The 23606-nt window shown below is 73.4% G+C and carries 23 protein-coding genes, 2 tRNA genes and 1 pseudogene; 15 read left to right on the top strand and 11 right to left on the bottom strand.

The window, feature by feature from the left end:
- Positions 1–24: 24 nt before the first annotated feature.
- From KPF22_RS24880 to KPF22_RS24865, 4 genes are all read left to right on the top strand, one after another.
- A complete protein-coding gene (locus KPF22_RS24880) occupies positions 25–2121 on the top strand; it encodes an ATP-dependent DNA helicase UvrD2 (protein WP_307799155.1) in 2097 nt (698 codons plus the stop codon).
- Positions 2122–2273: 152 nt separating this feature from the next.
- The gene (locus KPF22_RS24875) at positions 2274–2558 is read left to right on the top strand and encodes a hypothetical protein (RefSeq protein ID WP_224403441.1); all 285 of its coding nucleotides are present in this window, start codon (positions 2274–2276) and stop codon (positions 2556–2558) included.
- A 191-nt stretch (positions 2559–2749) separates the two neighbouring features.
- On the top strand, positions 2750–3088 hold the full coding sequence (locus tag KPF22_RS24870) for a WhiB family transcriptional regulator (protein WP_224403440.1): 339 nt from the start codon (positions 2750–2752) through the stop codon (positions 3086–3088).
- A gap of 67 nt (positions 3089–3155) precedes the next feature.
- On the top strand, positions 3156–3404 hold the full coding sequence (locus KPF22_RS24865) for a hypothetical protein (protein ID WP_062400576.1): 249 nt from the start codon (positions 3156–3158) through the stop codon (positions 3402–3404).
- Positions 3405–3547: 143 nt separating this feature from the next.
- Here KPF22_RS24865 and KPF22_RS24860 read toward each other — a convergent pair whose 3' ends face one another.
- Positions 3548–3964 (bottom strand): VOC family protein, encoded by a 417-nt coding sequence (locus KPF22_RS24860; protein ID WP_224403439.1) that lies wholly within the window; start codon positions 3962–3964, stop codon positions 3548–3550.
- Positions 3965–4082: 118 nt separating this feature from the next.
- On the opposite strand from KPF22_RS24860, the pseudogene KPF22_RS33735 reads away from it, so the two are divergent.
- A pseudogene (locus tag KPF22_RS33735) lies at positions 4083–4232 on the top strand (hypothetical protein); the annotation flags it as partial.
- 172 nt (positions 4233–4404) lie between these two features.
- Here KPF22_RS33735 and KPF22_RS24855 read toward each other — a convergent pair.
- Positions 4405–5736, bottom strand: a complete 1332-nt coding sequence (locus KPF22_RS24855; RefSeq protein WP_208819940.1) for an AarF/ABC1/UbiB kinase family protein — start codon at positions 5734–5736, stop codon at positions 4405–4407.
- Complete coding sequence (locus KPF22_RS24850) at positions 5733–6683, bottom strand: hypothetical protein (protein WP_224403438.1); 951 nt, start codon at positions 6681–6683, stop codon at positions 5733–5735. Before KPF22_RS24850 ends, KPF22_RS24855 begins: the two co-directional genes overlap by 4 nt.
- Positions 6684–6774: 91 nt before the next feature.
- Here KPF22_RS24850 and KPF22_RS24845 point away from each other — a divergent pair, with 91 nt between their 5' ends.
- Positions 6775–7416: a M48 family metallopeptidase gene (locus KPF22_RS24845; RefSeq protein ID WP_224403437.1), complete on the top strand. Its 642-nt coding sequence runs from the start codon at positions 6775–6777 to the stop codon at positions 7414–7416.
- 7 nt (positions 7417–7423) lie between these two features.
- Here KPF22_RS24845 and KPF22_RS24840 read toward each other — a convergent pair whose 3' ends face one another.
- Positions 7424–9016, bottom strand: a complete 1593-nt coding sequence (locus KPF22_RS24840; protein WP_208819937.1) for a zinc-dependent metalloprotease — start codon at positions 9014–9016, stop codon at positions 7424–7426.
- A gap of 97 nt (positions 9017–9113) precedes the next feature.
- Positions 9114–10118 carry a PDZ domain-containing protein gene (locus KPF22_RS24835; protein WP_208819936.1) on the bottom strand — a complete coding sequence of 335 codons (1005 nt, stop codon included), beginning with the start codon at positions 10116–10118 and terminating at the stop codon, positions 9114–9116.
- A gap of 266 nt (positions 10119–10384) precedes the next feature.
- On the opposite strand from KPF22_RS24835, the gene KPF22_RS24830 reads away from it, so the two are divergent.
- The 3 genes from KPF22_RS24830 to KPF22_RS24820 all read left to right on the top strand — a co-directional run bounded on the left by KPF22_RS24830 (position 10385) and on the right by KPF22_RS24820 (position 13702).
- Positions 10385–13306 carry a UPF0182 family protein gene (locus KPF22_RS24830; RefSeq protein ID WP_224403436.1) on the top strand — a complete coding sequence of 974 codons (2922 nt, stop codon included), beginning with the start codon at positions 10385–10387 and terminating at the stop codon, positions 13304–13306.
- A 94-nt stretch (positions 13307–13400) separates the two neighbouring features.
- A tRNA-Met gene (locus tag KPF22_RS24825) sits at positions 13401–13477 on the top strand.
- 148 nt (positions 13478–13625) lie between these two features.
- A tRNA-Met gene (locus tag KPF22_RS24820) sits at positions 13626–13702 on the top strand.
- A 43-nt stretch (positions 13703–13745) separates the two neighbouring features.
- Here KPF22_RS24820 and KPF22_RS24815 read toward each other — a convergent pair.
- Positions 13746–14324 carry a dihydrofolate reductase family protein gene (locus KPF22_RS24815; protein ID WP_208819933.1) on the bottom strand — a complete coding sequence of 193 codons (579 nt, stop codon included), beginning with the start codon at positions 14322–14324 and terminating at the stop codon, positions 13746–13748.
- A gap of 87 nt (positions 14325–14411) precedes the next feature.
- Here KPF22_RS24815 and KPF22_RS24810 point away from each other — a divergent pair, with 87 nt between their 5' ends.
- A complete protein-coding gene (locus KPF22_RS24810; RefSeq protein ID WP_224403435.1) occupies positions 14412–15014 on the top strand; it encodes a TetR/AcrR family transcriptional regulator in 603 nt (200 codons plus the stop codon).
- On the opposite strand, the gene KPF22_RS24805 is transcribed toward KPF22_RS24810, so the two are convergent.
- Positions 14981–15583, bottom strand: coding sequence for a class I SAM-dependent methyltransferase (locus tag KPF22_RS24805; RefSeq protein WP_208819930.1), 603 nt, complete (start codon positions 15581–15583; stop codon positions 14981–14983). The genes KPF22_RS24810 and KPF22_RS24805 overlap by 34 nt on opposite strands.
- 33 nt (positions 15584–15616) lie before the next feature.
- Between KPF22_RS24805 and KPF22_RS24800 the strand changes: the two genes are divergently transcribed.
- A complete protein-coding gene (locus KPF22_RS24800) occupies positions 15617–15841 on the top strand; it encodes an RNA-binding S4 domain-containing protein (protein WP_208819928.1) in 225 nt (74 codons plus the stop codon).
- Between the two features lie 3 nt (positions 15842–15844).
- On the opposite strand, the gene KPF22_RS24795 is transcribed toward KPF22_RS24800, so the two are convergent.
- A complete protein-coding gene (locus tag KPF22_RS24795) occupies positions 15845–17899 on the bottom strand; it encodes an acyltransferase family protein (RefSeq protein WP_208819926.1) in 2055 nt (684 codons plus the stop codon).
- Between the two features lie 123 nt (positions 17900–18022).
- Positions 18023–18859 (bottom strand): transglycosylase SLT domain-containing protein, encoded by an 837-nt coding sequence (locus KPF22_RS33320; protein WP_224403434.1) that lies wholly within the window; start codon positions 18857–18859, stop codon positions 18023–18025.
- A gap of 439 nt (positions 18860–19298) precedes the next feature.
- Here KPF22_RS33320 and soxR point away from each other — a divergent pair, with 439 nt between their 5' ends.
- Positions 19299–19769 (top strand): redox-sensitive transcriptional activator SoxR, encoded by a 471-nt coding sequence (soxR, locus tag KPF22_RS24785; protein ID WP_062400605.1) that lies wholly within the window; start codon positions 19299–19301, stop codon positions 19767–19769.
- Positions 19770–19821: 52 nt separating this feature from the next.
- Positions 19822–20580 carry a tyrosine-protein phosphatase gene (locus KPF22_RS24780; RefSeq protein WP_224403433.1) on the top strand — a complete coding sequence of 253 codons (759 nt, stop codon included), beginning with the start codon at positions 19822–19824 and terminating at the stop codon, positions 20578–20580.
- A 6-nt stretch (positions 20581–20586) separates the two neighbouring features.
- On the opposite strand, the gene KPF22_RS24775 is transcribed toward KPF22_RS24780, so the two are convergent.
- A complete protein-coding gene (locus KPF22_RS24775) occupies positions 20587–20979 on the bottom strand; it encodes a hypothetical protein (RefSeq protein ID WP_062400607.1) in 393 nt (130 codons plus the stop codon).
- A 7-nt stretch (positions 20980–20986) separates the two neighbouring features.
- Positions 20987–21229: a hypothetical protein gene (locus tag KPF22_RS24770; protein WP_020621780.1), complete on the bottom strand. Its 243-nt coding sequence runs from the start codon at positions 21227–21229 to the stop codon at positions 20987–20989.
- Between the two features lie 126 nt (positions 21230–21355).
- Between KPF22_RS24770 and KPF22_RS24765 the strand changes: the two genes are divergently transcribed.
- Both KPF22_RS24765 and KPF22_RS24760 read left to right on the top strand, forming a co-directional pair.
- Complete coding sequence (locus KPF22_RS24765; protein ID WP_062400611.1) at positions 21356–22528, top strand: acyl-CoA dehydrogenase family protein; 1173 nt, start codon at positions 21356–21358, stop codon at positions 22526–22528.
- Positions 22529–22541: 13 nt separating this feature from the next.
- Positions 22542–23570, top strand: coding sequence for an acyl-CoA dehydrogenase family protein (locus KPF22_RS24760; RefSeq protein ID WP_224403432.1), 1029 nt, complete (start codon positions 22542–22544; stop codon positions 23568–23570).
- Positions 23571–23606: the final 36 nt, after the last annotated feature.

The raw sequence follows: 23606 nt of genomic DNA, 5'->3' as shown, positions 1-23606 counted from the left end.
CGCCCCGCCCGTGCGACCCGCGCCGTGCCGGACCCGGCGGCCCCGATCGGCGCGGACGGTCTGGACCCCGAGCAGCGGGCCGCGGTGCACGCGCCGCGCGGCCCGGTCTGCGTCCTCGCGGGGGCGGGCACCGGCAAGACCCGCACGATCACCCGGCGGATCGCCCACCTGGTGACCTCGGGCCACGTCGCCGCCACCCAGGTCCTCGCCGTCACCTTCACCGCCCGGGCCGCGGGGGAGCTGCGCACCCGGCTGCGCGCGCTCGACGCCTCCGGGGTGCAGGCCCGCACCTTCCACGCCGCGGCGCTGCGTCAGCTGCGCTACTTCTGGCCGCAGATGGTCGGCGGCAGCCCGTGGCCGCTGCTCGACGGCAAGCTGCGGCTCGTCGGCCAGGCGGCCGCCCGCGCCCGGGCCGGCACCGACTCCGACGCGCTGCGCGACCTCGCCTCCGAGATCGAGTGGGCGAAGTCGACCCTGGTCGCCCCGTCGGACTACGCGGCCGAGGTCGCCCGCCGTCGCCGCGACACCCCCGGCCCGGCCGAGCAGGTCGCCGCCGTCTACGCCGCGTACGAGGAGCTGAAGAACGCGAGCGAGCAGCTCGACTTCGACGACCTGCTCCTGCACACCGCGATCGCGCTGGAGGAGCACGGCGGCGTCGCCGAGGAGTTCCGGTCCCGTTACCGGTGCTTCGTCGTCGACGAGTACCAGGACGTCACCCCGCTGCAGCAGCGCCTGCTCGACGCCTGGCTCGGCGACCGCGACGATCTCACCGTCGTCGGCGACGCCAACCAGACGATCTACACCTTCGCCGGCGCCTCCCCCCGGTACCTGCTGGAGTTCCCGCGCCGCTTCCCCGACGCCGCGGTCGTGCGCCTGCAGCGCGACTACCGCTCCACCCCGCAGATCGTCGGCTGCGCGAACCAGCTGATCGGCGCCGCCCGCAACCGGCCCGCCGGGTCCCGGCTGCAGCTCATCGGGCAGCTCCCGCCCGGCCCCGACCCGGACTTCTCCGAGCACGACGACGAGGCCGGGGAGGCCGCCGCCGTCGCGGGCCGGATCCTGACCCTGATCAACGACGGCACCGAGCCGTCGGAGATCGCGGTGCTGTTCCGGATCAACGCCCAGTCCGAGGCGTTCGAGCAGGCCCTGTCCGACGCCGGCGTGCCGTACCAGATCCGCGGCGGCGAGCGGTTCTTCAACCGGCCCGAGATCCGCCGGGCGATGCTCGCGCTGCGGACCGCGGCGCCGGACCAGCGGCCGGGCACCGACCTCGTCGACGTCACCCGCGCGGTGCTCACCGCCCGCGCCGGGCTGACCGACGAGCCGCCGAAGGGTGCGACGCTGCGCGCGCAGTGGGAGTCGCTGCTGGCGCTGGTCGGCGTCGCCGAGGAGCTGGCCGCGGTCGAGCCGCAGGCCGACCTGCGCCGGTTGTGCGGGGAGCTGGAGACCCGCGCCGACCACGCGCAGGCGCCCGTCGTCAACGGCGTCACGCTGGCGTCGCTGCACGCCGCGAAGGGCCTGGAGTGGGACGCGGTGTTCCTCGTCGGACTCGCCGACGGCACCCTCCCCATCGGCCACGCCGGCGACGACGAGGCCGCCGTCGAGGAGGAACGCAGGCTGTTCTACGTCGGCGTCACCCGCGCCCGGCGGGTGCTGTCGATGTCGTGGTCGCTGTCCCGGGCCTCCGGGCGCGGGCCGAAGCGACGCCGCTCGCGGTTCCTGTACGGACTGATCCCGGACTCGCACCCGGCGTCCCGGGTGGCCGGAGAGCGCCGGCCCGGGGGAGCCCGGCCCAAGTGCCGCGTCTGCGGGACCCCGCTGTTCGGGACCACCGCCACCAAGCTCCTGCGCTGCGACGACTGCCCGTCCGATGTGGACCTGGAGCTGCTGGACCGGCTGAAGCAGTGGCGGTCGGCGGCGGCGAAGGCGCAGGACGTGCCCGGCTTCGTCGTGCTCACCGACGCCACGCTCACCGCGATCGCGGAGCAACGGCCCGCCGGACCGTCGGCGCTGGTGGGCATCCCGGGGATCGGCGCGGCCAAGCTGGACCGCTACGGCGACGACGTGCTGCGGGTGCTCGCCGAGCATGCCGCCGAGAGCTCACGACCCCCTCTTCGGTAGGGATCGGCGTGAACTTCCGGCGAGACTTCGAATAATCGGTTGCAGTGCCGTGCGCAGCACTTCTACTGTCGTCGGCACCAGGTGGAGCGCCATGCTCCCGACACAGACGCGTCGCGCGGGAGACCGCGGACGGAACCGGAGGAGGTGACGAGATGGGCACGATCGACACGACCGGCCTGATTGGCACCACCCTGTCCGTCCCGGCCCCGGTGTGCGTCCCGGAGCGGACCGTCGTCGCGCGCGACGTCGCTCACGCGGGCATCGCGGTGTCCGGCGTCCGCCGTCGCCACCAGGGGGTGGCGCTGCTCGCGCCGTCGACGCTCCGCGCCACGGGTGGGGTGTACCCGCTGGGCGGCATGCCGGTCGCGGTCACCGGCCCGATCTTCGATGACAAGTGCACAGCTGCGTTCGTTCCCGGGCGCCGAGGGGGTACCTGACCCTCAGCACCCAGCGAGTCCCATCGGGGCCGCGGAACCCACGCACACGGGTTCCGCGGCCCCGATTTTTTTGTCCCCGATTCCGTCCCGAGAGATGACAGGTCCCGACCGGACCGGTCTGACCAGTTGCAGATGAAGTTCGATCGAGGAGGTCGATCGTGTACGTGCGATCCGTTCCGTGTGACGGCGGAATGATCACCGAGCAGTCCGGCGGCGGCGCCGGACCCGACGAGGTGCGGCTGCGGTCCGTGCCGAGCGTGGGCTCGGCCCTGCCCTGCCGCAACGGCGACGCCGACCTGTGGTTCGCCGAGGCCCCGGCCGAGCTGGAGGAGGCGAAGTCCCGCTGCGGCAGCTGCCCGCTCCGGCAGGCCTGCCTGGACGGCGCGCTGGAGCGCGCCGAGCCGTGGGGTGTGTGGGGAGGCGAGATCTTCGACCACGGTCGGGTGATCCCGCGCAAGCGCCCGAGGGGGCGCCCCCGCAAGGCCGACCTGGAGCGCGACCGGGCCCTGGCCCTGGCCGCCAGCCGCTGACCACAGCCGTACCGGCGCGACGCGCACCGCGGCGCCGCCGACCCACCAGACCCGAGGAGACCGAGACATGAACGACCTGAAGCCGGCACCGGCCGCGCGACCGATTCCCCGCACCGACCGTTCGTCCCACCTCGTGAACCAGGAGAACGTGATGACGCTCATCCAGGAAGCGCTGGCGAGATCCCATCAGCAGGAGGCCCAACGGGCGGCGGCCGAGCACCGGCTCGCACGCCGGCTCACCGCGGGCCGCGGCTGGTCCCGGATCGCGGCCTGGGCCGCCTCCCGCGCCGAGCGGGCGCGGCTGCGCGCCGGCTGATCCCGCCGCCGACCGCAGTGATCGGTGCCCCGTCCGGACCCGCGTCCGGGCGGGGCACCGTCGTGTCCGGGACCTGCCGGTCCGCCGGCGGGAGGGGGCCTGCTCGTCGCTTTGCTCTGCTCACCGATACGCAGCACCCCAGGTCAGGGTGCCGACGACCCGGTGAAGACGTCGGCGAACTCCGCCGATGGCGCGATCTCGGTGATCACGTCGACCAGCACCCCGTCCGGCCCGGCGACGACGAAGTGCCGCTGCCCGAAGTCCTCGTCGCGTACCTGGAGCAGCGCCTCCAGCCCGCCGCGGACGACGAGACGGTCCCACTCGGCGTCGACGTCGTCGACCTCGAGGTTCACCAGCGTCCCGGCGGCGGACCGGCCGCGGTACGCCGTCGGGATCGTCGGATGGTCCCGGTCGAGGACGGCGAGCTCGAAGCGTCCGCGACGGAGGCTGACGTACCAGTCGGTGTCGAAGACGATCTCGAATCGCATCAGGCCGGTCCAGAACGCGCGGGCGGCCGGGACGTCGGCCGTCGCGAGGACCGGGTAGCAGCTGTGGAGCACGGCACCCTCCTATACACATACTCTCGGTATGTGAAATCTATCGACGTACCATCAGTACGTCAAACGGAGAGGTGGCACGGGAGTTCGGCCCGAACAGCGCGAGCGGATCCGGCAGGCGGTGCTGGACGAGGCAGCGCGCCCGTTCCCCCGCAACGGGTACGGCGCGGTCGGGCTGCCGGCCGTCGTCGCCGGGTGCCGGGTGTTCCTCGACGCCGGCACCGAGCCGTCGGCGGCGCGGATCGTGCTCGTCGACGGGCCCGTCGTGGCGGGCCGGGCGCGCCGGCTCCAGCCTGCGCCGAATCGTCGGGGCGGCACCTCCCCACGATGCCCCCGAAGGCTCCGCCAGTGGCGCCGACCTGCGCTGCTGCGTATCGGTGAGCAGAGCAAAGCGACGACAGGACACCCCCGTCCCGCAGGACCGGAGTACCGGAGGGGAGGGGTCAGCCGGTCGGGGCGTCCGGCTCGAACATCTCCGGCTGCCACTCGGCGACGATCTCCCGCAGCCGCACGTGGGAGTCGAGCTGGCACAGGATGCCGACGGTCCCCATCGTCACCCTGTGCACCAGCAGGAACCGCGGGGGCAGGTTCAGCGACCGGCCGATCGCCGCGTCCGGGCTGCGCAGATCACCGACCCGCTCGGCCTGCTTCTGGATCCATCGGCGGCTGAAGTGGAACTCCTCGGACCCCAGCGGCTCGGTGAAGGGTGCGAGGTAGCCGAGGATCTGCTCGGACTCGATCCGGGCGCCGTCGCGGACGAACCCGGCCGAGCGCATCAGGGCCATCAGGTCGCCGCTGCGTCCCTCGAGCGCGTACTTGGTCATCGTGACCAGCTCAGGGGGCATGCCGTCGGGCATCCGGGCGACGGCACCGAAGTCGAGGACGAGCAGACGGCCGTCGTCGAGGATCCCGAAGTTGCCGGGGTGCGGGTCGGCGTGCAGCAGGTGCGCGCGGTCCGGCGCCGAGTAGTGGAAGCGGGCCAGCTGGTTGCCCGCGTGGTCGCGCTCCTCGCGGGTGCCGTCGCGGATGATCGAGGCCAGCGGGCGGCCCTGTACCCACTCGGTGATGACGGCCTTGGGCGCGGACCCGACCACGCGGGGGATCTTCACGTCCGGGTCGTCCTCGTAGAACGCGGCGAACTCGCGCTGGTACGCGGCCTCGTCGCGGTAGTCGAGCTCCTCCTCCATGCGGTCCTTGAGCTCCGCGACCAGCGGCTTGATCTCCATGCCGGGGACCAGCGGCTGCAGGATGCGGCTCATCCGCCCGAGCTGACGCAGGTCCGAGCGCAGCGCCTCCTCGGCGCCGGGGTACTGCACCTTGACCGCGACCTCGCGGCCGTCGCGCTTCCAGACCGCGCGGTGCACCTGGCCGATGCTGGCCGAGGCGGCGGGCGTCTCGTCGAAGTCGGCGAACCGGGACCGCCAGGACCGCCCGAACTGCTGGGTGAGCATGTAGTCGACGTCGGCCATGGGCATCGGCGGCGCCGCGGACTGCAACTTGGTGAGCGCCTCGCGGTAGGGCTCCGCGTACTCGTCGGGCACGGCCGCCTCGAACACGCTGAGCGCCTGCCCGAACTTCATCGCGCCGCCCTTGAGCTCGCCGAGCACCTCGAACAGCTGCTCGGCGCTCTTGGCCGCGAGCTGGGCCGCGATCTCGTCGCGGTCACCACCCGTGAGACGGCGCCCGAACCCTGCTGCGGCACGTCCGGCGACGCCGAGCGGGAGGCCGGCGAGCTTGGCGGTGCGCGAGGCGGTTCTTCGGGGAATGTCGCTCACACCGTGATTGTCCACCCGGCCGGGGGAGTCCCGCACGCCGCGGTGGGCCCCGGTGCGCTGTCCGGTACCGCCGCAGCCGCTGTGCCGCAGGAACAACCGGGTCGGCGGAACCCCGGACGGGTGACGACCGTCGCCGTGTCCGTATCGACCTCCAGCGCCGCACCCCACGACGCGGGCGGCCGGCCGCCGCGCACCGGTCCGTCGACGGCGGCGAGCACCTGGCCGACCGCCACCGCCGCCGTCGCGACCAGCACGTGCGGTGCCGCCGACGACGGCCCGCCGGCCGCGCCGGGCGCCCCCGCACAACCGGGACACGGCCCCCGGCCCGGCAGGACGAGCGGCCCCACCACGCCGCGGCCGTCGCGCAGGGCCACGAACAGGTGCTCCGAGGGAGCCTCCGGCGGCACCTGCCCGTCGCCGGCGAGCACCACCAGGTCCGCGGGCACCCGCCGGGGCGGATCGGTGTCGACACCGGCGTCGCGCAGGAACGAGCGCAGCTCCTCCCCGCGGTCCCGGCCCGGCCCCACCGGCAGCCCGGCCAGCACGTCGTCGGCGCCCGTCACCCCGCCGACCTGCGGGTACAGCTGTCCGATCCCGGCCCGGGCCAGCCCGGCGACGACCGCCACGGCGAGCGCGCCGTCGCCGCGGACCTCGACGAGCGTGCCCTCCCGGCGCCGCCGGACCCGGTCCACGACGTCCGGGTCGGCGAGCAGCCCCGCCCGCCACAGGACGGCGAGCAGCACCGCGACCTCGTCCTCGCCCCGGGTGAGCGCACCGGTCGGGCACGGGCCGTCGGCGAGCCGGTCCAGCGCGTCGACGGCGGCGGGGGACAGCTCCTCCAACAGTCGGGCCCGTGGTGGGCCGGACCCGATCCGGCGGGCCCGTGGCCCGGCCGGGAGGACGGCGAGGTGGGCGGCGAGCGCGAGCCGTGCGGGCAGTCCGGTCACCGGCGCCACGGTGCCCGCTCCGTGCGGCGACGGGGCCGGAACGCGTCCGCGCCGTTCGCATCCGCGAACCGGGGCGGCCTACCCTGGAGGCATGGCGAGTCCCCCGGTAGAGGTCCGACGCAGCGCCCGCCGGAAGCGCATGGTCAGTGCCCGGCGGGAGGGGGAACGGCTCGTCGTGTTCATCCCGGGCTGGATGTCCGCCGAACAGGAACGCGACTGGGTCGCGGAGATGGTGCGGCGCGTCGAGGCGAGCGAGGCCCGCCGCCGATCACCTGGCCGCAACAACGACGAGGCCCTGATGCGCCGCGGCCTGGAGCTGTCGAAGCGCTGGCTGGAGGGGCGCGCGCGGCCGTCGTCGATCCGGTGGGTGCCGACGATGCGCACCCGCTGGGCGTCCTGCACCCCCGACGACGCCACGATCCGGATCAGCGAGCGTCTGCGGGACGCGCCGGGCTGGGTCGTCGACTACGTGCTGGTGCACGAGCTGGCCCACCTGCTGTCCGCCGCGCACGACGACGTCTTCTGGTCCTGGGTACGCCGCTATCCGCGCACCGAGCGGGCCATCGGCTACCTGGAGGGCCTCAACGCGGCCGCGGAGCTCGGCATCACCGGTGTCGACGGCGACCCGGCCACCGCCGACGAGCCCGACGGGGTCGCCGACGCCGACGGTGAGGTCGGCGGGTTCGGCAGGACCGGCCCCGGGAGGGAGCCGGCCCGCGCGACCGGGACCTGAGCCGGGCTCAGGAGTCCTTCCGGTCCGTCCCGTCCTCGCCGTCGGTGTCCTCCGCGGAGGACTTCTCCGAGGTCCCGGGCTCCTCCGGGGCCCCGGACGACTCGGCCTTCCTCTTCTCCGCGTCGGCGGCCATCTGGCGCTCCAGCTCGGCGATCGGGTCGTCCGGGACGGCCCCGCCGGTCGCGCCGCCGCGCACGAAGGCGGCCGGGTCGTCCAGGTCCTCGGCCGACGGGATCAGGTCCGGGTGCGCCCAGACCGCGTCGCGGCCCTCGACGCCGCGCTCGGCGCCCAGCAGCTTCCACAGGTCCGCCGCGGCCCGCAGCTTCCGCGGCCGCAGCTCCAGCCCGACGATCGTCGCGAACGCCTGCTCCGCGGGCCCGCCCGAGGCGCGGCGGCGGCGCATCGTCTCGCGCATCGCCTCGGCCCCGGGCAGCCGCTCGGTCAGCGCCTCGGCGACGACGGTGTCCACCCAGCCCTCGATCAGGGCCAGCAGGGTCTCCAGCCGGGCCAGCGCCGCCTTCTGCTGCGGTGTGTCCTCCGGCTCGAACATGCCGGACTGCATGGCCTCCTGGATCGACTCCGGGTTCGACGGGTCGATCCCGCGGGCGAGCTCCTCGATCCGCGAGGTGTCCACGGTGATGCCGCGGGCGTACTCCTCGACGGCGCCGAGCAGCCGCTCGCGCAGCCAGTGCACGTGGGTGAACAGCCGCTGGTGGGCGGCCTCGCGCGCGGCGAGGAACAGCGTGACCTCACCGGCCGGGCGGTCCAGGCCCTCGGTGAACCGGGCGACGGCCTCGGGCAGCAGTGCGGAGGTGCGCTCCGGGCCGACCGGGATGCCGAGCTCGGTGGAGGTCAGCACCTCCTTGCCGAGCTGCGCCAGGCCCTGGCCGAGCTGGCTGCCGAACGCCATCCCGCCCATCTTGCCGAGCATCCCCAGCATCGGGCCCGCCGCGCCGCGGACCTCCTCGGGCAGGCCCTCGACCCAGGCCGAGGACAGCCGCGTCGCCACCGGGTCGCAGAGCCGCTTCCAGGTCGGCATGCCGGCCCGCACCCAGTCCGACGGCGTCCAGGCCTTCACCTCGCCGCCGGAGGAGGGGAACGACGTCGCCGGGTCGAGCCACAGCTCCGCGAGCTTCACGGCCTCGGCGACCCCGTTGCGCTGGGCGTCGGTGAGCGACGACGTCGACTGCGCGAGCTGCTGGGTGGCGATCCGGGCGGCGAGGTCGTAGTCGACGGGACCGCCGTCGGAGGAGCCGCTGCTGGAGAGCATCTGGCCGAGCTGGGACAGCATCTGCCCGAGCTGGCTCATGTCGAACTGGCCCCCGCCGGGCATACCCGGCATGCCGGGGATCCCGCCCATGCCGAACGCCGCGAACGGGTTCTGGCCCGCGCCGCCGGAGGCATCCGACGGGTCGTCGGACCGGGGATGCGACCCGAAGCCGAACGGGTCCTTCGGGCCCTCGGGCTCGCCCTTCCCGTCCTTGCCCGACGTGCCCCCGTCCTTGCCGGAGGCGTCGCCGGAACCCGAGTCGGGCTGGTCGCCGGGCTCGCGGTCGCGGTCACGGTCGGCGGGGCCGAAGCCGAAGGGGACGTCGCTCATGGCGTCCACCGTACGCGGGCCCGGGGGGTGGTCGCCGCCCCCACAGCCGGTGGATCGGGCCTGGTGGGGCGGTGTTCGCTGCGAGCGGACCGGGGAACTACGAGCAGCCGGCGGGCGTACCGCCGGTGTCGAGGGTGGTCAGCGCGCCGACCGCCTCGTCGAGGGTCCCGACGCGCACGAGCTGGAGGCCGTCGGGCGCGTCCTCGGCGGCCTCGGTGCAGTTCGCGGCGGGCACCAGGAACGTCTGCGCACCGACCTCGCGGGCCTTCAGCATCTTGAACCGGATGCCGCTGATCGGCCCGACCCGGCCCTCGGCGTCGATGGTGCCGGTGCCGGCGACGAACCGGCCGCCGGTCAGCGGACCCGGGGTCAGCTTGTCGACCAGAGCCAGGCTGAACATCAGACCGGCCGAGGGGCCGCCGACGTCGCCCAGGGTGATGGTCAGCTTCTGCCCCTCGGCGGGGGAGGTGGCCGGGGTGATGCCCAGGAAGGCCCGCGCCGGGTCGTCCGGGTGGGCGGCCGGGGTGACGGTGACCTGGCGCGGCGCGGCGTCCCCCCGGCGGACGGTGAGGGTGACCGGCTGACCGGGGCGCGCCGTCCCCATGGCGTCGAGCAGGCCCTGGACCGAGGTCACCGGGGTGGCGCCGACGGCGCGGATCTCGTCGCCGGGTTCCAGCACCCCCGCCGACGGCGAGCCGTCGGTCAGCGCGCCGACCGTGACCCGGGTCGGCAGGTGCAGGTGGTTCAGCGCCGCGGCCTCGGCGTTCGCGATCGAGCCGTCGAACTCCTGCTGGTTGGCCTGGGTGACCTGTTCGGTGGACTCGCCGGGCGGGTACAGCGACCAGCGCGGCGCGAGCCGGTAGGTGCCCGAGGCCCACATGCCGAGCGCCCGCAGCGTCGAGATCCCGTCGGTGACGCCGACGGTGGTCATGTTCAGGTGCCCGGTCGTCGGGTAGGTCGGCAGGCCCTCCGCGGACACGACGGGCGTGCCCTCGACCTCACCGAGGGTGTCGAAGGTCGGTCCCGGCCCGAGGGCGACGACCGGCGCGGGGACCACGGTCCCGACCGCAGTGAGGGCGAGCAGTACGAGGACCGCGGTCACCCACGTCGAAGATCGAACGCCCACGGACGGAACCCTACGATCGTGCGACGACGACGGCGCGCCCGACCCCGGCCCGTCCTGCGACGATGCGGTCGGAGAGCCGGGGGACCGCCGCCCGATGTGTCGTTTTCGTCCCGACACACCGGGACCCGACCGCGACTTCACCGAACCTCCGTACAGTTGCCCTCGGAGAACCGTGCCGTCGCCCCAGCCGGCCGCGCTCTCCACGAGTCGTACCCGAACTGTGGAGTGTGCCCGTGTCGTCCATGCGGCCCCCTGTGGGAGCGCCGTCGCTGACCCGCCGAACCCGGATCCTGCTGGTCGCCGCGGGCGTCCTCGTAGTGCTTCTGCTCGGTGGCTCGCGGCTGTTGAACTTCTACGTCGACTACCTGTGGTTCGGCGAGGTCGGTTTCCGGAGCGTCCAGCTCACCCGGCTGTTCACCCAGATCGTGCTCTTCGGGGTCGTGGCCCTGGTGGTGGGCGGCCTGGTCGCGCTGACGCTGTGGCTGGCCTACCGGTACCGCCCGGTCTTCGTGCCGGTGTCCGGCCCCGAGGACCCGGTCGCGCGCTACCGCACCACGATCATCCAGCGCCTGCGCCTGTTCGCCGTCGGCGTGCCGGTCGTGATCGGTCTGATCGCCGGGCTCGCGGCGCCGACGCAGTGGCAGACCGTGCAGATGTTCCTGCACGGCACCCCGTTCGGCCGCGCCGATCCCGAGTTCGGCAACGACATCGGGTTCTACGCCTTCACCCTGCCCTTCCTGCGGATGAGCCTGAACTGGCTGTTCGTCGCCGTCGCGATCTGCTTCGTGCTCGCGCTGGTGACCCACTACATCTTCGGGGGCATCCGGCTGTCCGGCCGCTCCGGCTTCGTCTCCACCGCCGCGCGCGCCCAGCTCGCCGTGCTCGCCGGGGTGTTCGTGCTGCTCAAGGCCGTCGCCTACTGGTTCGACCGCTACGACCTGCTGTGGTCCAACCGCAATGCGCAGACGTTCTACGGAGCCACCTACACCGACCTCAACGCGGTCCTGCCGGCCAAGCTGATCCTGCTGGTCATCGCGGTGATCTGCGCGCTCGCGTTCTTCGTCGCCGCCTTCCGCCAGAACCTGCAGATCCCGGCCGTCGCCGTGGTCATGCTGGTCGTCTCCTCGATCCTGGTCGGCACGGCGTTCCCGCTGGTGCTGCAGCAGTTCGTCGTCGCGCCCAACGCGAACGTCAACGAGGCCCCGTCGATCGAACGCAACATCGCGGCGACCCGGGACGCCTTCGGCATCGGTCCGGACAAGGTCGACATCACGCCCTACGCGGGCACGTCGGAGGCGACACCGGCCCAGGTCCGGGCCGACACCGACACCATCCCCAACATCCGGCTGCTCGACCCGGGCAAGCTCAACCGCACGTTCACCCAGCTCCAGCAGCGACGGAACTTCTACGGGTTCTCGCCCAACCTCGACATCGACCGCTACACCGTCGACGGCGAGACCCGTGACTACGTCGTCGCGGCGCGCGAGATGAACGCCAACGGCCTGGTGAACAACCAGCAGGACTGGATCAACCGGCACCTGGTCTACACCCACGGCAACGGGATCGTGGCCGCTCCGGCGAACCAGGTGAACGAGGCCCTGGAGGACGCGGGCGGCTCCGGCGGCCTGCCGAACTTCCAGGTCTCCGACACCCAGCAGCAGGGCTTCGTGCCCGTCCAGCAGCCCCGCATCTACTACGGCGAGCTGCTCGACAACCAGTACTCGATCGTCGGTGCCGAGCCGGGTACCGCGCCGCGGGAGTACGACTCCGACGAGGCGCAGTACACCTACACCGGTGCCGGCGGCGTCCCGATCGGCGGGCTGTTCAACCGTTCGGTGTTCGCGCTGGCCTACGGCGAGCGGAACATCCTGTTCAACAACTCGATCAACGCCGACTCGAAGATCATGTACGTCCGGAACCCGCGGGACCGCGTGCAGGCGGTGGCCCCGTGGCTGACGCTGGACAACGACCCGTATCCGGCCGTCGTCGACGGACGGGTGCAGTGGATCATCGACGGCTACACCACGCTGCAGAACTTCCCCTACGCCGAGCGCGTGCAGCTGGGTGACGCGACCGCGGACTCCCGGCTCGGGCCGAACGGCCAGCAGCTGCCGAACGACACGATCAGCTACCTGCGCAACTCGGTGAAGGCCACGGTCGACGCCTACGACGGCACCGTGAAGCTCTTCGCCTTCGACGAGTCCGACCCGGTGCTGCAGACCTGGCAGAAGGCGTTCCCGGGCACGGTCGAGCCGCGCTCGGCGATCACCCCGGACCTGCAGGCTCACCTGCGCTACCCGGAGGACCAGTTCAAGGTCCAGCGTGAGCTGCTGACCCGCTACCACGTCGACGACCCGAACGAGTTCTTCTCCACCGTGTCGTTCTGGGACGTCCCGTCCGACCCGACCGTGCAGGGCGGCAACGGCGGCAGCCAGGACGCACAGCCGCCGTACTACATCTACGCGGGTCTGCCGGGGCAGGAGGGCGCGTCGTTCCAGCTCACCAGCGCGCTGGTGAGCCTGCGGCGGCAGTTCCTCGCCTCGTACGTGTCGGCCAGCTCGGACCCGGACACCTACGGGAAGCTGACCGTGCTGCAGCTGCCGAACGAGACCCAGACGCTCGGCCCGCAGCAGGTCCAGGCCCGGTTCCTCGGCTCGCCCGAGGTCTCCTCCGAGTTGAACCTGCTGCGGCAGAACCAGACCACGATCGACTACGGCAACCTGCTGACGCTGCCGGTGGCCGGTGGTCTGCTCTACGTCGAGCCCGTGTACATCGAGCGGGCGGGCGGTCAGGACAACTCGACCTACCCGCAGCTGGCCCGCGTCCTGGTGTTCTACGGCGACCGGCTCGGCTACGACGCGAGCCTGTCCCGTGCCCTCGACGAGGTGTTCGGCGCCGGAGCCGGTGCCGCCGCGGGCGGTGCCGCTCCGACGACCGGGCAGCCCGCCCAGCCGACGACGCCCACGACGCCGGCCACGCCGAACGGACAGGGCGCCCAGACCCCGGCGGCGCCCAACGCGGCGCAGGCGACCGCGGCGCAGCAGATCCGTGCGGCGCTGAACGAGCTCAAGGCGGCCCAGCAGTCCGGTGACTTCGCCAGGCAGGGCGAGGCGCTGGCCGCGCTGGACCGTGCGGTCGCGGCCTTCCAGGGCGCCGGTGGCTGATCATCGTCGGGCCGGACCCCCCTGCGGGTGGGGTCCGGCCCGGTGTGTAAGGTTGCCCCTGCAACACAGACGGAATGCACGCGGTTCCGTTCGGCGCGGGGTGGAGCAGCTCGGTAGCTCGCTGGGCTCATAACCCAGAGGTCGCAGGTTCGAATCCTGCCCCCGCTACCACTCACGAAGGCCCCCAGGATCTCCTGGGGGCCTTCGGTCTTCGTGGGGTCCGGGCCGTCGCCGGGAGCGACCCCCCTCGGAGGTCCGGTGAACGGCCGGTGTACGGTGGTGACACAACACAGACGGGATCGCACGCGGTCCCGGACGGCGCGGGGTGGAGCAGCTCGGTAGCTCGCTGGGCTCATAACCCAGAGGTCGCAGGTTCGAATCCTGCCCCCGCTACCACTCACGAAGGCCCCCGGGGAGTACCCCGGGGGCCTTCGTCCTGTCAGGGGACCCGCGCGTACTCGGCGACGACCACCCCGGAGCGGTACGGCGTCGACCGCACCAGGTCCCAGGACCGCGGCCGGTACCCGCCGCCGTCGTCGAACAGGGGCTTGCCCGCCCCGAGCACGACCGGGTTCACCTTGAGCACCAGCCGGTCGATCTCGCCCGCCAGCGCGGCGGCGAGCCGCCCGCCACCGCAGAGCCAGATGCCGGCGCCGGTGCGTCGCTTCAGCTCGCGGACGAGGTCCACCGGGTCACGCCCGGTCAGGGTGATCCCGGCGGGCACCGCGTCGGCGGGACGGCTGCGCGACAGGACGTACTGCTCCAGGTGCGGGTACGGGTCGGTGGTGGCCGCCAGGCCCGCGGCGTAGGTGTTCCAGCCCATCAGCACGGTGTCGAACCGGCTGTTGTCCGCGGTCAGCCCGAGCATGTCCAGCCCGACGGCCGGGACCGTGTCGGTCCACTCCCGCAGGATCATGTCGATGTGGTCGCCGGTCTGCGGGAAGGCGTCGAAGGTGTCGTCGGGGGCCGCGATGCGGCCGTCGAGCGAGACCGCGACGTAGTAGACGAGCTCGCGCATGCGCGGACCTCCGGGTCGAGGGAACCACGACGGATGTCGTGGTCGCTGAAAGTACAACAGGCGTCGTGGTTCGTCTAGGGTGCCCGCATGGCACGCAACGACGACCGCAGGCAGCGGCTGGCCGACGCGGGGCTGGCCGTCCTGGCCCGCGAGGGCGCCCGGGGACTGACCCACCGCGCGCTGGACCGGGCGGCCGGCGTCCCGACCGGCACGGCGTCGAACTACTTCCGGACCCGCGCCGAGCTCGTCCGTGCGCTGGCCGACCGGATCGGGCAGCGCCTGGCGCCGGACCCGGACACCGTCGCCGGCCTGCGCGCGGGGGAGGCAGGGCCCGCGATGTTCGCCGACCACGTCCGCGACATCGTGCGCCGGCTCGGTGCCGAGCGGGACGTGACGCTGGCGCTGTTCGAGCTCCGTCTGGAGGCCGCCCGGCGCCCGGAGGTCGCCGAGGTCATGGGGGAGTGGCTGCGCACCGGGTTCGCCGCCGACGTCGCCTACAACCGGGCCGCGGGACTGCCCGGCGGGCCCGCGGAGATCGCGCTGTTCCACTACGCGGTCGACGGCCTGCTCCTGGACCGGCTGACCCTGTCCATCGACCCGGACACCCCGACCGACACTGTCGTCGACGCACTCGTCGACGGGCTGCTCCCGCCCCCTCAGGGCGCCGGTGCGACCTCCAGCACCCGGTAGCCGCGCTCGGAGGCCAGGCGGGTCGTCGGGAAGCCCTGCTCGTCGTTCAGCCACCGTTGCAGCGAGTCCGAGCCCAGGTTCTTGGCCACCACCAGGTACGCCCGCCCGTCCGGGAGGAGCCGCGGAAGCCAGCGCAGCAGCAGCTCGTGCAGCGCGGCCTTGCCGGAGCGGATCGGCGGGTTGGAGTAGATCCCGGCGAAGGTGACGTCGTCGGGGACCTCCTCGGGCCGGCAGGCGGTCACGTTGCCCAGCCCGGCCGCGTCGGCGTTCTCCCGGGTGAGGCCCAGCGCGCGCTCGTTCAGGTCCACCGCCCACACCGGAAGCCGGCGGCGCCGGCTGGCCAGGGTGAGCGCGATCGGGCCGTAGCCGCAGCCGACGTCGAGCAGCGGGCCGCGGACCGGCGGCATCGGCGCGGTGTCGAGCAGCACCTTCGTCCCGCGGTCGAGGCGGCTGTGCGAGAAGACCCCGGTGTCGGTCACCAGCGACAGGTCCACGCCGGACGTGTGCAGGCGGACCGACCCGCGGTGGCTCGCGACGGACGGCGTGGCGCTGAAGTAGTGGTCACCCACGCCGGGTGATGCTACGGCGGGGACACTGGGGACATGAGGACGCCACAGCCCCCGCAGGACGTGCCCATCCGTGAGGAGCCGATCCGGATCGGTCAGTTCCTGAAGCTCGCCGGCCTCGCCGAGGACGGCGTGCACGCCCGCGAGATCCTGGAGGCGGGCGAGGTCACGGTCAACGGGGCACCGGAGCACCGCCGGGGCGCCCGGATCCGGCGCGGCGACGTCGTCTCCGTGGCCGGGCGGAGCGTCCGCCCGGCCTGAGGCTCACCAGCCGAGGTGGTCGAACGCCGTCGCGAGCGTCGGGGCGAGGGTCTCGGCGTAGGTCGCGGTCAGGTGGTTGTCGTCCATGTAGACGAGCACGTTGCCCACCTCGCTGCGGCAGACCGCCGGGTCGCAGATGCCGTCGGCCACGTCGGCGAACACCACGTTCGGCGGGACGCCCGGGACCGCCGACCACGGCGGGTACGGCTGGTACAGCGTGTGCCGGTCGACCTCGCAGTCCGGCGCGCCCCGGCCCTGCCTGGCGACGCAGTCGACCACGTTGAAGTCGAACCGGGGGTTGTCGCGGACCGCGACGACCGGGATCCCGGCCGCGTCGAGCCGCTGCCAGGCCTGCACGAACCCCTCGGGGGTCTGCTCGTGCAGTCCGGGCCGCACGTCGCGGCTGGCCAGGGTCAGGACCGCGTCGGGGTGCATCGCGACCAGCTGGTCGTGCACCGCGGCGTTCCAGTCGGTGCACCCCTGGTCGTCGGCGACGGTCTCCGAGCGCACCGACATCGGGCAGGCCCCGCGGAACATGCCCACCATCGACCAGTTGCGCTGCTCGGCGATCACCGCGAGCGAGGCGGCGTACTGCTGGGCGTGCGAGTCGCCGACCACGGCGACCGTCCGCTCCGAGGTCTCCGGGGCCGGCGCGGGCACGGTGCAGACCTCGAGCTCCGCGCCGTGCTCGGAGGGCCCGCAGTCCCAGCTGGTGCCGTGGTAGCTCCAGTCGTCGGGCGCCTGCACCAGCGACGGGGTCAGCTCGGCGTCGGCCGGGTCGAGCGAGGCGAGGTCGAACTGCGGGGACAGCGCCGCCGCGCCCGGGTGCGACGGCGAGCCCGCCAGCACCGGCGTCGACGTCCGCGCGGCGGCCAGCCCGTACCAGGAGCCCGCCGCGACGAGCACGGTCAGCGCGAGCACCCCGCCGGTCCGCAGCGCGTGGCGCACGTCGAGCGCGGCGATCCGCTGCTCCACGAACCGGTGGGTCAACCAGGCCAGCACGAACGACACCGCGATCACGGCGGCGCCCTGCTCGAGGTCCAGCCGGTCCTGCCCGGTGCGCACCAGGGTGAGCGTCAGGATCGGCCAGTGCCACAGGTACAGCGGGAACGAGATGTCGCCGATCGTGCGCAGCACCCGTCCCGACAGCAGTCGGTCGACGCCGAACCGGTGCCCGGACCGCCCGGCGACCAGCACCATCGCCGCGGCCAGCGTCGGCCAGAGCGCCGCCCAGCCGGGGAACGCGCGGTCGACCTGGAGCAGGATCCCGCAGGAGACCAGCGCGGCCACGCCGCCCCAGCCGAGCACCGCGCGGGTGCCGGGGGTCAGCTCCGGCCGGTCCTCGATCCGGGAGATCCACAGCGCGAGCAGCCCGCCGAGCGCGAACTCCCAGATCCGCGTCGCTGAGTGGAAGTAGGCGAGCGGCTGGTTCACCAGCGTCAGGTACACCGAGTACGCGAACGAGGCCCCGCCGACGGCGAGCAGCGTGCCGGTGAGCCGCCGGTGCAGGTCGGCCCCGTCCCGCCGGGTCGCGATCGCGACACCGGCCACGACCAGCGGCGCGAGCAGGTAGAACTGACCCTGGATGGACAGCGACCAGAAGTGCTGGACGATGCTCGCCGCGTTGTCGCGGGCCGCGTAGTCGACCGAGTTGTGTGCCAGCTCCCAGTTCTGCAGGAACAGCAGCGACGCGACCGTCTCCCGGACGGTCGGCATCCACCGGTTCTCCGGCAGCAGCCAGAACCCGGCCACCACGCCCGCGACGAGGACGACCGTGACCGCCGGTAGCAGCCGGGAGAACTGGCGTCGCCACGTGGCGAGTACGTCGACCCCGCCCCGCGCCGCCGCCCGGTGGAGACCACCGGTGATGAGGAAGCCGGTGATCAGGAAGAACACGTCGACGCCGCCGGAGACCCGGCCGACCCAGACGTGGTAGACGACCACCAGCACCACCGCCAGGGCGCGCAGCCCCTGCAGCTCCGGACGGAACCGGGAGCGCGCGACGCCCCCGGCCGTCGTCGTGGTGCGGCTGGCGGGGGCTCCACCGGGGGACGACACGAGTGGCAGCTCCTCGTTGCGGGCACGATCGAGTAAAGGGAAGTTTACGATTCGACCTCTACAACGACGACGGCGGTCACCGGGTTCCCCCGGTGACCGCCGCTCGTGGGGTCAGGGTCTCGCTCAGTATCCGATGTATCCGCCGTGGCTGCCGACCCGGCCACCCGCGTCGAGCGTATCGATGCCGTAGCGGTCGATCATGTAGCGCACGCCCGCGGTGATGTTCGCGATCGGGTCGGTGATCGCCCGGTCGGCGAAGTCCGGGTGCACGTAGGCCGCGAACGTCGAGGGGATGACCTGCATGAGGCCCTCGGACGGGTTGCCGGCCGCGGCGTTGGAGTCCCAGTTGTTGATGGCGTGCGGGTTCCCGTTGGACTCCTTGAGGATGATCCGCTTGAGCCCGCTCGCGTAGGACTGGGACAGCCCCATGTGGTCCAGGGCCTCGGCGATCCAGCCGTCCAGTCCGCCCTGGGCGACGATCGCGTCGATCCGCGCCTTCTCGGCCTGGCGCGCCTTCTCGGCCGCGGCGGCCTTGGCGTGCTCGGCGGCGATCTTCGTCGCGATCTCGTGCGCCTTGCCCATGGACGCGAGGTCGGCGTCCTGGGCGGGGGCGGCGGCCTGCAGCGCGCCCGACGCGGCGGACGGCTGGGCGAAGGAGACCGGGCTGAAGAAGCCGGAGGTCGAGCCGTCCGTGGCCTTCGTGGCCGAGGGGATGTTCGCGGAGTACGCGGCCAGCGTCGTGGCGGCGGTGGTGCCGCCCTCCTCGGCGTCGGCCTGCGTCGAGGTCCCGTCCAGAGTGGTCGGGACGATCGCGGCGAACGCACCGGAGGCGAGCACGCCGAACGCGGCGCCGGTGGCGGCCGTGCGGGTGCCGGCACGACGCGCGGCGTGCGCGGGGCCGCCGTGCCGCGAGGAACGGAGGGACGGTGCAGCGGCCGTCGCTGCGGGTGTGGTCGCCACGGGTCGGGGGAACCCGTGGTGGCCACCGGGGGAGCGGTGTCCGGGCAAGGAAACGCCTTTCAGATCACGGACGGCACCGCGCACGAACGGCCGGGTCGGGGGTCCCGGGTGAGCCGGTCGGGGAGTCCGGCTCCAGCCCGCTCGTGATCGGGCCGTGATGACTGGGGATGACCGTAGAGGGCCCCGTCGCGGGGGTCCAGCCCCGGGGCCGTCGGTCGCCGCGCGACAGGCACCGTTCACCGGTTCCGTGATCTTGAGAGAGTGCGGGGAGCAACCCGATGGACGGTGCCCCTCGGCCGACGGACGGCGGTCCCCGCAGGTGGCGGGCTTGCGATGAACGGCGCAATACTGGAGTCGGCTCGAGGTTTGTACGGGCCGTCCCGATGCGTGGAACGGCGTGTGGGACGGCCGCGGCGGGGTAGTGGGACGGGGGACGGGCATGGACACGGGCGACCTGTTGACCATCGGGGAGATCGTCGAGCGCAGCGGGTTCCCGCACTCGGCGCTGCGCTACTACGAGCGCGAAGGGCTGATCTCCGCGACCCGGACCTCGGGCAACCAGCGTCGCTACCGGCGCAGCGTGCTGCGCAGGCTCGCCTTCGTCCGGGCGGCCCGGTCCATCGGGATCGGGCTGGAGGAGGTCCGCTCCGCCCTCGACGCGCTGCCCGCGGACCGCACGCCGACGCGGTCGGACTGGGCCCGGCTGTCGCGGTCCTGGCGCGGCAGGCTCGACGAGCAGATCGACGCGCTGACCGCCCTGCGCGACGGCCTCGACGGCTGCATCGGCTGCGGCTGCCTGTCGATGACGACCTGCCGGCTGGTCAACCCCGACGACGCCGCCGCCGCGTACGGCGACGGTGCCCGGGTGCTGCCCGCCGCGCTGCGCCGCCCGCCGGTGCACGGCCGGTGAACCCCGCCCGGTGACCGCTGCCGTGGCGCCCCGGGCTGCCTAACCTGGGGTCGTGACCGATCTCGTACCGGACCGCTGGTTGACCGTCGACGGCCTCGCCAACGCCCGTGACGTCGGCGGCCTCCCGCTCGACGGCGGGGGCCGCGTCCGCACCGGCGTCCTGCTGCGCACCGAGTCCCTGGAGGGGCTGGGGCCGGCCGCCGTCGCGTACCTCACCGACGAGCTGGGCGTCGCGCAGGTGCTGGACCTGCGCACCGACCACGAACGCACGACCTACGGCCTCGGTGCGCTCGCCGACGCCGGGGTGCCGGTGCACCGGCTCAGCTTCATCCCCGAGACCGGCATCGCGCTGCCCGAGGTCGACCTCGGCGACTCCCATCCGATGCTCGGCCACTACCTCGCCTACCTGGAGGGTCGTGGCGAGTACGTCGTCGACGGGGTGCGCCGGATCGCGGGGCTGGAGTCCGGCACGACCGTCGTGCACTGTGCCGCCGGCAAGGACCGGACCGGGGTGCTCGTCGCGCTGGTGTGCGCCGCGGTCGGGGTACCGCGGGAGGAGATCACCGCCGACTACGCGCTGTCCGCGACCCGGATCGACGCCCTGTTCCGGAAGTGGACGACCGCCTCGGGCGAGCCGATGCCCGGCGCCGACGAGCTGGACCGGCACCGTCCACGGGCCGAGGTCATGGCCGAGTTCCTGCGGCTGCTCGACGAGCGCCACGGCGGCCCGGTCGGCTGGCTGCGCGAGAACGGCCTCACCGAGGACGAGCTGACGCGCCTCCGGACCCGGCTGCGCGACGGGAGCGCCTGAGCACGCTCAGGGCAGCTCCTCGATCGGCACCATCGGGTCGAGCTTGCGCAGCGACCCCGGGTCCCCGGTGACCGCGGGCCAGCCCCGCCGCCGGGCGGCGGTGACGACCTGGCCGGTCACGATGTCGTCGAGCCCCTGGGAGGCCAGCAGCAGCCCGGCCTCCTGGGCGCTCTCGGGGGACAGCTCGTGGATCACGGTGTTCGGCAGACCCAGCAGGACCTGCAGTGCGGCGTGGTGCTCGGCGTCGACCATCGACCAGGCGCGGCCGAGGGCGGCGCTGGGCACCGCGAGCACGATGTTCTCCTCCACCGCGGCCCAGACCAGCGCACGCATGTAGACGGGGCGACCGGTCGCGAAGGCCGCCAGAGCCGAGGAGTCGAGTACGCGTCCGCCGATCATCGTGGGCTCAGCCGACGGCCACGGGCGGGACCGGGCGCAGCGAACGGCGCGCGGCATCCAGCTCGTCGGCCGGCGGGGGGCCGCCGTAGAGGTCGGCCAGGGTGGCCAGGGAACGGTCCCGGTCCTGCCGTGCCTGCACGGCCTCCGCCACGTAGGCGGACAGGCTCGCCGCCGATCCGCGGGACACCGCGTCCCTCGCCTCGGCCACCAGCTCCGCCGGCAGCGTGACCGTCACCCGCTCGCTGCGCATACCGAAATGCTACTCCCTGCATACCGCCCGGGCCACGGACACGCCGCGGGAGGCAGGTTACCGGCGGGTATGGAAGGCTCCGGGTCGGGACAGTGCCGACCTCACACGACGAACGGGTGCTCATCCATGGACCTGACCTTCACCCCGGCCGAGGAGGAGTTCCGCGCGGAACTGCGCTCCTGGCTCGGCGCCCACATCCCGCAGGAGTGGACCCGCCCCGGGTTCTGGGAGTCCCTGGAGGACTCCGAGAGCTTCCGGCTGCGGCGCGACTGGGAACGGGACAAGGCCGACGCCGGGTTCGCCGGCATCCAGTGGCCCGTCGAGTACGGCGGCCGCGGCGGCACGCCGGGCATGAAGGCCATCTACGACGAGGAGACCGTCCGCGCCCAGGCGCCGCGCACGGTCAACCCGCTCGGGCTGACCTTCCTCGCGCCGACGGTCATGGCGATCGGCACCGACGCGCAGAAGAAGGAGATCATCGGCCCGCTGCTGCGCAACGAGGTCGTGTGGTGCCAGGGCTTCTCCGAGCCCGGTGCCGGCTCCGACCTCGCGGCGCTGTCCACCAAGGGCGTCCGCGACGGTGACGACTTCGTCGTCAACGGCCAGAAGGTCTGGACCACCAACGCCGTGCACGGCGACAAGATCTTCACCCTGGTCCGCACCGAGGCCGGGTCGGAGAAGCACCGTGGCATCTCGATGCTGCTCATCGACATGGACCAGCCCGGCGTCACCGCGCGCCCGTTGCGCCAGATGAGCGGGGCCAGCGAGTTCGGCGAGGTCTTCTTCGACGACGCCCGCGTCCCGGCCGCGGACTGTCTCGGCGAGATCGGTGACGGCTGGCGCACCGCGATGCTGCTGCTCTCGTTCGAGCGCGGCGCGTCCGGCATCTCCCAGTACACCGAGTTCCGTCGTCAGTACGACGAGATTGCCGCCGTCGCCCGGAGGCTCGGCCGCGACACCGACCCGGTGATCCGCGACGACCTGGCCCGCGTCCTGGTCGAGCTGGAGTGCCTGAAGCTGCACTCGATGCACGTGCTCACCCAGGTCGAGCAGGGCCGCGATCTCGGCTTCGAGGCGTCGATGACCAAGCTGCAGTGGTCCGAGGCGTTCCAGGACCTGTGGGAGGTCTACGACCGGATCCTCGGCGAGGACGCCACGCTCGACGCGCTGCCCGACGGCACCGACCTGCGCCCGCTGCACGCCCAGGCCATGTGGTCGCGCTCGGTCACCATCTGGGGCGGCTCGTCGCAGGTGCAGCGCAACGTCACCGCCGAGCGCGTGCTCGGCCTGCCGCGGTAAGGGGAGCGGACACATGTTCTTCGCACTCACCTCCGACCAGCAGGAGTTCGGCGCCGCGGTGCGCGACTACCTGGCCGAGCGCTTCGACCTCGCCGCCGTGCGGACGGTCGTCGAGAACCCGTCCGACGACGGCAACCCGGCGTCGTTGTGGCGCGCCGCGGGCGAGCAGGGGTGGACCGCGGTCACCGTCGACGAGGAGCACGACGGCCTCGGTCTCGGCCTGGTCGAGGCCCAGGTGATCGCCCGGGCGCTCGGGGCGGGTGTCGCCCCCGGCCCGTGGCGCGGCACCGTGTTGGCCGCCGACGCGATCCGGCTCGCCGGCTCCGACGAGCAGAAGGCGGCCTGGCTGCCGAAGCTCGCCGCGGGCGAGGCGGTCGGTGCGTTCACCACCCGGGGCAGCGCCGCGACCGGTCTGCCGGTGGTGGAGTACGGCGCGCTCGCCGACGTCGTCGTCGCCCCGGCCGAGGACGGCCTGCCCGGGCTGGCGCTGGTCACCGGCGCCACGGCGTCGCCGGTCGGCAGCTTCGACGGCACCATCCGGCTCGCGTCGCTGGGCGGCGGGACCGCCGAGGCGCTGCCCGGCACCACCGTCGAGCTGCAGAAGCAGCTGACCGACCGGGCGACCGTGCTGGTCGCCGCGGACCTGGTCGGCATCGCCCGCGAGGCGTTGACCCGCACCGTCGCCTACGACCGCGAGCGCACCCAGTTCGGTGTGCCCGTCGGGTCGTTCCAGGCGCTCAAGCACGCGCTGGCCGACCTGCACGTCGGGGTCACGATGGCCGAGCACGCGGCGCTCTACGCCGCGCACGCGGTGGACACCGGGCTCGACGGTGCCGAGCTCGCCGTCGCCGTCGCCAAGGCCAAGAGCAGCGACGTGGCGCTCCAGGCGACCGCGGCGATGATCCAGTTCCACGGCGGCATCGGCTACACCTGGGAGCACGAGGCGCACTTCTTCTACAAGCGCGCCAAGCGGCTCGCCGGCCAGTACGGTGACGTCGCCGTCTCCCGCGAGCGGATCGCCTCGCTGACCATCGGGGTCTGACCCCTCCGTGGGCCCGCGTGAGGCCACAGTGCACCC

The sequence above is a fragment of the Pseudonocardia sp. ICBG1034 genome (genome assembly GCF_020131375.1).
GTDB lineage: Bacteria > Actinomycetota > Actinomycetes > Mycobacteriales > Pseudonocardiaceae > Pseudonocardia > Pseudonocardia alni.
The sequence above is the reverse complement of the archived record's forward strand: the minus strand, read 5'-3'. Positions and strand labels throughout refer to the sequence as shown.

Excerpts from the sequence above, each read along its gene's own strand:
- KPF22_RS24815 (WP_208819933.1), bottom strand. The coding sequence starts at position 14,324 with ATGCGCGAGCTCGTCTACTACGTCGCGGTCTCGCTCGACGGCCGCATC.
- KPF22_RS24830 (WP_224403436.1), top strand. The coding sequence starts at position 10,385 with ATGCGGCCCCCTGTGGGAGCGCCGTCGCTGACCCGCCGAACCCGGATC.
- KPF22_RS24875 (WP_224403441.1), top strand. The coding sequence starts at position 2,274 with ATGGGCACGATCGACACGACCGGCCTGATTGGCACCACCCTGTCCGTC.
- soxR (WP_062400605.1), top strand. The coding sequence starts at position 19,299 with ATGGACACGGGCGACCTGTTGACCATCGGGGAGATCGTCGAGCGCAGC.
- KPF22_RS24770 (WP_020621780.1), bottom strand. The coding sequence starts at position 21,229 with ATGCGCAGCGAGCGGGTGACGGTCACGCTGCCGGCGGAGCTGGTGGCC.
- KPF22_RS24810 (WP_224403435.1), top strand. The coding sequence starts at position 14,412 with ATGGCACGCAACGACGACCGCAGGCAGCGGCTGGCCGACGCGGGGCTG.
- KPF22_RS24845 (WP_224403437.1), top strand. The coding sequence starts at position 6,775 with ATGGCGAGTCCCCCGGTAGAGGTCCGACGCAGCGCCCGCCGGAAGCGC.
- KPF22_RS24775 (WP_062400607.1), bottom strand. The coding sequence starts at position 20,979 with ATGATCGGCGGACGCGTACTCGACTCCTCGGCTCTGGCGGCCTTCGCG.
- KPF22_RS24865 (WP_062400576.1), top strand. The coding sequence starts at position 3,156 with ATGAACGACCTGAAGCCGGCACCGGCCGCGCGACCGATTCCCCGCACC.
- KPF22_RS24765 (WP_062400611.1), top strand. The coding sequence starts at position 21,356 with ATGGACCTGACCTTCACCCCGGCCGAGGAGGAGTTCCGCGCGGAACTG.
- KPF22_RS24800 (WP_208819928.1), top strand. The coding sequence starts at position 15,617 with ATGAGGACGCCACAGCCCCCGCAGGACGTGCCCATCCGTGAGGAGCCG.
- KPF22_RS24840 (WP_208819937.1), bottom strand. The coding sequence starts at position 9,016 with ATGAGCGACGTCCCCTTCGGCTTCGGCCCCGCCGACCGTGACCGCGAC.
- KPF22_RS24870 (WP_224403440.1), top strand. The coding sequence starts at position 2,750 with ATGATCACCGAGCAGTCCGGCGGCGGCGCCGGACCCGACGAGGTGCGG.
- KPF22_RS24760 (WP_224403432.1), top strand. The coding sequence starts at position 22,542 with ATGTTCTTCGCACTCACCTCCGACCAGCAGGAGTTCGGCGCCGCGGTG.